The sequence below is a fragment of the Mycobacterium sp. genome (assembly GCF_035697385.1).
Classification (GTDB): domain Bacteria; phylum Actinomycetota; class Actinomycetes; order Mycobacteriales; family Mycobacteriaceae; genus Mycobacterium.
The window spans coordinates 1-8,936 of the sequence record NZ_DASSCY010000238.1 but is presented as its reverse complement, the minus strand read 5'-3'; the positions used below and the strand labels follow the sequence as shown (position 1 = coordinate 8,936).

The following is an 8,936-nucleotide window of genomic DNA, read 5'->3' as shown; positions in this document are numbered from 1 at the left end:
GTCACGCCCGACCACACGCGTCAAGCGCGTGAAACACTCGGCGCCGGGCCCCTGCTGCTGCCCGAGCAGACCGTTCTGCTGACCGACAATCGCGACGAAGCCCGCTCCATCGGAACCAGTTGGCTCAGAAACTATCTCGCCCTACCGAACTACGCCAACAACCTGCTGCGCTCCGGCTTCACCGAAGACGACCTGGCAACGGTCAGCGACCGACTCCTCGACGCGATCATCGCGTGGGGCGATGAGGACGCCATCCTGACGAGGGTGAATGAGCACCGCGCCGCGGGCGCCGACCACATCTGCATTCAGGCGCTCACGGCCGACCCAGCAGAGTTTCCGCGCGACCAGTGGCGCCGCCTCGCCGCCGCGCTTAATTAGCGCCCGATCGTCGTTGATTCTGCGCGGAGGGCGTTCGTCTCTCGCACTTTTGCGCCCTGTACGCAGAGCTAGCGCTGTCGTGCCACCAGGTACGGCGCGAGCGTCGTCAGCTTCTCGCAGGTCTCCTCGAACTCGCGATCCGGCGTGGAAGCCGCGATGATCCCCGCGCCCGCCCGCAGCCACGTCTGCCCATCCCGCTCGTATGCCGAGCGCAGCGCCAAAGCGGCGTCCATGGCACCGTCTGCTGAAAACACCGCCACCGCACCGGAATAGAGCCCGCGCGGGCACTCGTCGAGGCGCAGGATCGCGTCGACACTTTCCGCTTTCGGGATGCCAGAAGCCGTCACCGCCGGGAACAACGCCTCCAGCGCGTCCATCCGGTCCATCGAGGCATGCAGACGGGCGCCCACCGTCGAGCCAAGGTGCTGGACGCTGCCCCGCTCACGCACACTCATGAAATCGGTGACCACCGCCGTGCCGGGTTCTGCCACCTCGGAGATCTCCTTCAACGAGCTGCGCACCGAAATAGCGTGCTCAACAATCTCTTTCGAGTCGGATTCGAGATCGTCGCGTGCGGCACGGTCGTGATCGACTCCACGGCCGAGCGCCCGCGTGCCCGCCAGCGGCTCGGTCACCACCACGCCGTCCTCGCCGACGGCGGCAACCAACTCCGGGCTGTAGCCCAGCGCGCGAATCCCCCCGAGGCGCAACAAGAACGACCGGGCAGGCGTGTTGTGCTGACGGCCCAGCCGGTAGGTCGCCGGGAAATCCACGTCGAACGGAACATCCACCCGCCGCGACAAAATCACTTTCTGGTAGCGCCCGCCGACGATCTCCTCGATGGCCGTCGCAACACGACCGCGGTACCCCGCGACGTCATTGCGGACGTCGACAGGGCTGGCAGGAGATGTCGCCGGCACGCCGGCGCTCAGCAGCCGCTGGAGCACCTCCATGTGACCGTCGTCGGCGCCGATCAGCCGAATCTCTGCGCCGGTGACGACGAATTGCGTGCGGGGCCAAAAGATCCGAGCCAGCGGAGTGCCCGGCTGCAGGCGCTGTTGCAACCCGAACCGGTACGCGCCGAACTCGAACGCCACCCACCCGAACACCCGATTCGTCTCCAACAACAGCCGGTCGACCGCCTCACCGAGGACCGCACCCGGGCGACCAGACCAGCCTTGGCGCTGCACCACGCCGTCCCGGATGACGCGCAGTTCATCGGAGTCGAGCTCGACGGTCGCGCATACGCCGGTAGCCAGCGTCCATTCGCCGTCATGCTCGTAGACCAGGTATTCATCGCCGGTTCGCTCCGGCAGCGCGCTGGCCAATTCGGCGACCAGATCGGCGGGCGTGACCCCCGGCGGCAAAGTCACGGAAAGCGACGCGGCATCTTCTGAGCTTGTCTCGACACTGACCTTCGGCACAGTAAGTAAATTTAGCCTAACCTACATAGCGGCGGCGTCCTACGTCGGTGTGACGGTCGTCATCGTCCAGCCCGTCGCCGAGACGCGCTGCGCCCAGAACTCGGCGTATTGGCCACCACGAGCCATCAGCTCGGCGTGGGTGCCGCTGTCCTGCACGGTGCCCTCCGCCGAAAGCACGACGATGTTGTCGGCGGCGGTCACCGTCGACAGCTTGTGCGCGATCACGATGACGGTGCTGCGTTGCCCAAGCGTGCGGATCGACTCCGCGATGTGGTGCTCGTTCTCGGGGTCCAGTGCGCTGGTGGCCTCGTCGAACAAGACGATGGGCGCGTTCTTGAGGAGCGCCCGTGCGATCGAGACCCGTTGGCGTTCACCGCCGGACAGCGCCGAGCCGCCCTCACCCACCCGGGTCTGCCACCCATTCGGCAGCCGGTCCACCACCGACAGCAGACCGGCGGTGCGGGCTGCCTCGACGATCTCTTCGTCGGTGGCGTCGGGCCGTCCGACGCGGATGTTGCCCCACAACGTGTCGTCGAACAGGTAGACGTCCTGGAATACCAGCGACACCTGGGCCATCAGCTCGGCCGTCAACTGGTCGCGCACGTCGACGCCACCCACGCGGACCACACCGGAGTCGACGTCGTAGAAGCGGGCGATCAAGCGGGTGATGGTGGTCTTGCCCGAGCCCGACGGCCCGACGAGCGCGGTCATCGTCATAGGCTCAGCGGCAAAACTGATGTCCGACAGGACTTTACGCCCCGGATAGCTGAACGCGACGTGGTCGAACTCCACCCTGCCCGGTGCCGCGACCGGCTGCGAAACCTCGGGCTCGGGTAGTGACGGCGTTTCCAGGATCGACGTGATGCGCCGCAACTCGGTGGCCGCCAGCCGCATCGCGGAGCCGTATTCGGCCAGCGCCGCCAACGGTGAGGCAAACCGCGCCGCCAGCCCGAGGATGGCGACCAGGGTGATCGGGTTCATGTCGCCGTCCACCGCGATCCACGCTCCGGTCGCGATGAGCACCGAGAAAACCGCTTGTACCGCAACACCGTTGAGAATCAGCCCGGCGACCGACTGCCACAGGGCACGGCGGCCAGCCCGATGTTGCGTCTCGAGCGCCTCGCCAAGCGGTTGGTAGTCGGTGCCCGTTCGGCCGAATGCCCGCAGTACCGGCTGGCACCTGGCGAATTCGATCACCCGGGTGTTGACCGCGGTGGCGGCGTCATGGGTGCGGCTCTCGGCCCCGGCGATCAGGCGTGACGCAAACCGCCCGCACGCCACCAGCAGCACTCCCCCGACCAGCGCCACCATGCCGATACGCCAGTCGAAGATGAACAGGCCAACGACGACGGTTGCCGCGCTGGTGGTGTTGAGCACCACCGGCGTCACCAGATTGCCTCCGCTGGTCCCGACGAAAACCGTTCCCTTGACGGCGATCTGGGACACCTTGCCAACGGTCTCGCGGTTGAACCAGCCCAGCGGCAGCGTCACCATGTGATCGCCGAGTCGGTGATGCAGCAGCCGCATGGTGGTCAGCGCCATCCGGATCGCAAGTGTCGCCTGCACATAGTGGGCCACAGCGCCCACGACCACGACGACGGCCAGCACGCCCAGCCACCGCCCGGTGGTGGTGAAGTCCCTGTCGAACAGCGCCACCGAGATGGGTACCAGCAGCGTCATCGCGACGCCGTGCAGGACGCCGTAGGCCGAGACCCACGCCAGGTAGCTGTACATCCGTCCACGTTGCGGACCCAGAATCCGCAGGAATCCCCGGATCATCGGGCCACCTCCCACTCCTTGGCGTGGCCGGCGGTGTAGCTCTGCCACATCTGCGCGTATTGACCGCCTCGTTCGAGGAGTTCGTCGTGACGACCTTGTTCGGTGATGCGCCCCCGGTTGAGCACGACGATGTTGTGGGCACCGACGATCGATCCGAGCCGGTGTGCGATGACCAGCACGGTGCGGCCGTCGATGAGCCGCGACAAGGCGGCCTGGATCTGCGCTTCGGAATCCGGGTCGGCGAACGCCGTCGCCTCGTCGAGGACGAGGATCGGCGTGTCGGCAAGCAACGCCCGAGCGATGCTGACCCGTTGCGCCTCGCCGCCGGAGAAGTGCGCATCGTCACCGACCACGGAGTCATATCCCTGGGGCAGCTCGAGGATCCGCTCGTGAATGTTGGCCGCCTCTGCCGCCGCATACAGATCTTCGTTGGTGGCGTCGGGGCGGCCGAGCCGGATGTTGTCGGCGACGCTGATGCCGAGCAACTGCACATCCTGCAGGACGAACCCGACGTGCCGGTACAGGACGGCGGGGTCGATCTCGCGAACGTCAGCCCCGCCGACGCGCACCGCACCACCGGCGACGTCATGGAACCGCGGCACCAGTGTCGCCAAGGTGGACTTTCCGCTGCCGGAGGGTCCGACCAATGCCGTGATTGTGCCCGGCTTCAGGGTGAGTGAGACGTCGTGCAGCACTGAGTTCTCACCGTCGTAGGAGAAGCTCACCGAGTCGAACTCGACCGAGTTTCCCTGCGGTACTTGTGGATTGAGGACGACCGGCAACGCCTTCGTCTGCAGAAGCCGTTGCAGGCGTCCCGCGGAGGCCTGTGCCTGCTGGCGAATGTGGGTCGAGTACCCGACGGTCAGCACCGCGGCGGGGATCGTCACGGCGACCAGCGTGGCGCCCAGTACATCGATGGGAGTCACCCAACCGCTGCGGACGAACCAGTAGCCGCCTGCCAGGTTGGCAAGCAGCAGCACGGGTGTCTCGATGAAAATCGACGACGCCGCCTTGACGCGCACCATAGGGCCCATCCAGTTGGCGAAGCTGTCGTTGAACTCGTCTGCGGCGTCGGCGAATCGCTTGTGAGCCTTGCCGGCTTCACCGAAGGTCTTGACCACCGACACGCCCGCGATGAACTCGACGATGGTGGCGCTGATCCGCTCGACGCCACGGTTCAATCGCTCCATCTGCGCCCGCGCGCCGCGGCCCAGCCAGGCATACACGCCGATGTACAGCGGCACGGTGGCCAATGCGAGCAGCCCCAGCCGCCAGTCGAGATAGAAGCAGTACACCAACCCGAAAAACGGGGTGGCGAGTGCGCCGGCGTTCTCCACGGCCGAATGCGCGACGAGGTAATGCAATTCGCCGACGTCGTTTTGGACGGCCTTGCGCACCTCACCCGACGATGTGGTGTTGAACCAGCCCAGCGGCAGCCGGCCAAGGGTGTCGACGATGCGCCTGCGCAGCGACCGCTGCAGGTCGACGTCGGCGAAATGGGTGATCGTCAGCGCCGCAGCACTTGCCACGGTGCGGACAAACAGCGCTCCGATCACGACGGCGACGATCGTCCATACCCGCGTCGCGTTGACCGGCCCGTCTGCGAGCAACTCCCGGCCCAGCTCCACGATGCCGACGAACGGCACGACCGTGGCCGCCGACGCGATCCACTGGATGCGCTTCGCCTTGGCCGTGCGGCCCCGAACCGGGGCAAGCAGCTGCTGAAGCGCTAGCGCGTCGAATTGCGCACCACGCTTACCGCCGCCTTGCGGCGTCGATGCCGACGAGTCGGGTTCGACATCTTCGGTCACGGACTGCACAGCCGTCATCAGCTCTCCAGCGGTATAGGTAAGGTTTACCTAACCCTAGCGGGTGTGCGCCAGAAGGTGGAAGCTAGCGCAGTGTGGTGATCGCCAACGGCTCGTTGCTGCCGGTCACCCGGATGTCGACAGTGCGAATCTGCGACGCCGGAATGCTGGTGGCTGCTGACAGCCCCGACGCCTCGTCCCCGGCGGGCTTCCACGATCCGACCGCCGTCTGCACCCCGTCGTGTGTCGTGACGACGATGTCGTAGCTGTCGACGTTGCGCGACCAGTCCTTGGTGTACTGGCAGGCCCAGTTCAGCTCGGTGCCCCACTTTTTCTCGGTCACGGCGAGCTTCGCGGTGAGACCGCCACGCGGTGTCGGCTGCATCTCCTGCATCGCCACGGTCTCCACCGCCACCGTGCTTCGCGAGAAGACCGTCGCCCCCACGACACCGCCCGCGATCAACAGCGCGGCGGCCGACGCGACCGCAGCGGTGACGAAGGTGCGCCGAGATCGCTGCTGCCGCTTGGCCGCCGCCTGCGCGAGTGACACCACCTCGTTGCCGCCCTCGGCCGGCGCCGCGCCTCCCAGGTCGGTCAGCGCGACCGCTTCCTCGCGGCTGAGCGCGTTGAGAATGCCGGGCATGCCTGCGAGTTCGGTGAGCTCGGTGGCGCGTGCGGGGTTGGCTGCCAGATAGCTTTCGTACATCCGCCGTTCCTCGAGGTTCAGCGCACCGAGGACATAGGCGGCATCCCACTCGGCAAGGTCGTCGCTGTTCGGCTTGAAGTCAGTCACTGGACAACCCCCCTTTCCTGCAACGCAATTCGCAACGCACGAAGTGCGTAATGAAGCCTGGACTTGACGGTGCCTGCCGGGATCCCCTCCTGCTGCGCGATATCGGCGACGGTTTGGCCGAGATAGTAGGCGCGCACGATCGCGGTGCGATGGTCCGGGCTCAGCGACAGCAATGCGTCCGACAGGATCCACTTGTCGAAAGCCGGCCCGATCGCGTCCGGCGACGGCCGGTCCGGCAGGTACTCCGTCTGTAGTTCGCGGGTGTAGCGGGCGCTGCGCCGGTCGTCGATCACCAGGTTGCGCGCCACGGTGAACAGCCATGCGCGCACGTTGTCCGTCGGCTGCGTCAAGACGTCGGGCTTGCGCCACAGCCGCAGCAGCGACTCCTGCACCACATCCTCTGCGAACGGCATATCGCCTCGGGTCAGCCGCAACACGTAGCGCAACAGCGAGTCGCTGTGGGCGTCGTGAATCCCACGTAGCAACGCGGCCTGCTCAGCATCACCGGGCCGACCCGGCAGTGGCCCCGGCTCAGTCATGATTCATGCACCGCACATCCTTCTTCCGACGCCCTTCGCTGAACTCAACGCAGCACCACAGACAATCGTTCAACAGCCTGACGTCAAATATGGGCTTATGTCACGCGAAATTCACTGGTGCACGCGTCCACCTGATGCTCGGCGGGGCCTAGTCGAGCAGCGTGCGCACCACCGCGTCGGCCAGTAACCGGCCGCGGTCGGTGAGTACCAGCCGGTCGGATTCCATCACCACCAGGCCGTCGGCGACCACCGTCTCGGCCCGCAGGCGCTCCGCCTCGCTCAACACCGGCACTGGCAGACCCGAACGCAACCGCATCCGCAGCATCACGTCTTCGGTGTGCATCGTCGGTGCATCGAGGCTCTCGAAATCGGCGACCGGCAACCGCCCGTCGGCCAGCGCCTGCGCATAAGCGTTGGGGTGCTTGATATTCCACCATCGGGTCGCGTCGACATAGGCGTGCGCCCCAGGTCCCGCGCCCCACCACTCGCCGCCGTTCCAGTAACCGATATTGTGTCGGCACTCGCCGCCGGGCCGGCTCCAGTTCGACACCTCGTACCAGTCGAAGCCGGCCGCCGACAGGCGCGCGTCGAGCAGTTCGTAGCGACGCGCGTTCACATCGTCGTCGGGGGCCGCGATCTCCCCACGCCGCACCCGGCGCGCCAGCGCGGTGCCGTCCTCCACCACCAGCGCGTAACCGGACACGTGGTCAACGCCGGCATCGATCGCGGCGTCCACCGAGCGGCGCAGATCGTCGTCGGACTCCCCCGGCGTGCCGTAGATCAGGTCGAGGTTGACGTGGTCGAACCCAGCGCCGCGGGCCTCCCGCGCGGCGTCGAGCGCCCGGCCGGGTGAATGCACACGGTCGAGCACCGCCAACACGTGCGGGGCGACGGACTGCATGCCCAGCGAGATCCTGGTGAACCCGGCCGTTCTCAGTTCCCCGAACAAGCGAGGCGATGTCGACTCGGGGTTGGCCTCCGTGGTGACCTCGGCGTCCGCGGCGAGAGTGAAGTGCGCCCGCAGTGCGTCGAGCACCCCTGCGAGGCCGGTGCCGCCCAGCAGCGTCGGGGTTCCGCCGCCGACGAAAACGGTGTCGACCAGCGGTGACCCCAGCCGGTCGGCGGCCAATGCCAGCTCGGTGCGCAGGGCGGCGAGCCAGCCCTCGGGGTTCGCGCCGCCCAGTTCGGTGGGCGTGTAGGTGTTGAAGTCGCAATAGCCGCAGCGGGTAGCGCAGAACGGCACGTGGATATAGATGCCAAACGGTCGACCCGGCGTGGTCGCCAGGCCGGGCAGCTCTTCGGGTGCCGCGTGGACCGTCATACAGCCAGTCTCCCAGAGCGGGTTTTGCTCACGCTGAGCGCAAATCTCGCCCGGTTAGGGCACTGTCCGGGTTCCGTGGCACAATTGACGACGTGATTGCCGCCCGCATCTTCCCCCAGCGTGTCGCGTTGGTGGCTCGGCGGCACGTCGACTTCAAGCGCGTTTGTACCTGTTGTTGTCTGCCTTGATGGCCTGATCTACGACCCAGCCCACCCCGACTTTCAGCTGGCCGCCGGATCTGCGCCGCCGGACAGCCACCGGTGAACAGCGCGTCCGACCGCCGGCTCCCACGAAGGAGCCACACCTCAATGACGGAAACCCCCACGAAACGACCGCCCAAGCGCAGGGGCGAGGGCCAGTGGAAGCTCGGCTATCGCGAGCCTCTCAATCCCAACGAGCAGGTCAAGAAGGACGACAACCCGCTCAACGTGCGCGCCCGCATCGAGAACATCTACGCCGTCAATGGCTTCGACAGCATCGACAAGCAGGATCTGCGCGGCCGGATGCGGTGGTGGGGCCTCTACACCCAGCGTGAGCAGGGCTATGACGGCACCTGGACCGGCGACGAGAACATCGACGTGCTCGAGGCCAAGTACTTCATGCTCCGCGTCCGCTGCGACGGCGGCGCCCTGTCGACGGCGGCGCTGCGCACGCTTGGCGAGATCTCGACGGAGTTCGCCAGGGATACCGCCGACATCTCCGACCGGGAGAACGTGCAGTACCACTGGATCCAGATCGAGGACATGCCGGAGATCTGGAAGCGCCTGGCCGCGGTCGGCCTGCAGACCACCGAGGCCTGCGGCGACTGCCCGCGCGTGGTGCTCGGTTCGCCGTTGGCCGGCGACTCGCTCGACGAGGTCCTCGATGCCACGCCCGCGATCGACGAGATCGTGC

7 protein-coding genes and 2 pseudogenes are annotated in these 8,936 nt (G+C 66.9%); 3 read left to right on the top strand and 6 right to left on the bottom strand.

Annotation, left to right across the window (positions count from 1 at the left end; genetic code table 11):
* A pseudogene (locus tag VFH65_RS20090) lies at positions 1-378 on the top strand (LLM class F420-dependent oxidoreductase); the annotation flags it as partial.
* 68 nt (positions 379-446) lie between these two features.
* On the opposite strand, the gene VFH65_RS20085 reads toward VFH65_RS20090, so the two are convergent.
* The 6 genes from VFH65_RS20085 to hemW all read right to left on the bottom strand — a co-directional run bounded on the left by VFH65_RS20085 (position 447) and on the right by hemW (position 8,042).
* Positions 447-1,802, bottom strand: a complete 1,356-nt coding sequence (locus tag VFH65_RS20085) for a salicylate synthase (protein WP_353323803.1) — start codon at positions 1,800-1,802, stop codon at positions 447-449.
* Positions 1,803-1,841: 39 nt separating this feature from the next.
* Positions 1,842-3,581 (bottom strand): ABC transporter ATP-binding protein, encoded by a 1,740-nt coding sequence (locus VFH65_RS20080; RefSeq protein ID WP_353323802.1) that lies wholly within the window; start codon positions 3,579-3,581, stop codon positions 1,842-1,844.
* On the bottom strand, positions 3,578-5,410 hold the full coding sequence (locus VFH65_RS20075) for an ABC transporter ATP-binding protein (protein ID WP_353323801.1): 1,833 nt from the start codon (positions 5,408-5,410) through the stop codon (positions 3,578-3,580). Before VFH65_RS20075 ends, VFH65_RS20080 begins: the two co-directional genes overlap by 4 nt.
* A gap of 64 nt (positions 5,411-5,474) precedes the next feature.
* Positions 5,475-6,182 carry a hypothetical protein gene (locus VFH65_RS20070; RefSeq protein ID WP_353323800.1) on the bottom strand — a complete coding sequence of 236 codons (708 nt, stop codon included), beginning with the start codon at positions 6,180-6,182 and terminating at the stop codon, positions 5,475-5,477.
* On the bottom strand, positions 6,179-6,721 hold the full coding sequence (locus tag VFH65_RS20065; protein ID WP_353323799.1) for a sigma-70 family RNA polymerase sigma factor: 543 nt from the start codon (positions 6,719-6,721) through the stop codon (positions 6,179-6,181). The genes VFH65_RS20070 and VFH65_RS20065 overlap by 4 nt, the downstream gene beginning before the upstream one ends.
* Positions 6,722-6,869: 148 nt before the next feature.
* Entirely contained in the window at positions 6,870-8,042 is a 1,173-nt protein-coding gene (gene hemW, locus VFH65_RS20060) for a radical SAM family heme chaperone HemW (RefSeq protein WP_353323798.1), read from the bottom strand.
* Here hemW and VFH65_RS20055 point away from each other — a divergent pair.
* Both VFH65_RS20055 and VFH65_RS20050 read left to right on the top strand, forming a co-directional pair.
* Positions 8,024-8,230: an Ms4527A family Cys-rich leader peptide gene (locus VFH65_RS20055; RefSeq protein WP_353323797.1), complete on the top strand. Its 207-nt coding sequence runs from the start codon at positions 8,024-8,026 to the stop codon at positions 8,228-8,230. The two genes, hemW and VFH65_RS20055, sit on opposite strands and share 19 nt — an antisense overlap.
* 120 nt (positions 8,231-8,350) lie before the next feature.
* A pseudogene (locus VFH65_RS20050) lies at positions 8,351-8,936 on the top strand (nitrite/sulfite reductase); the annotation flags it as partial.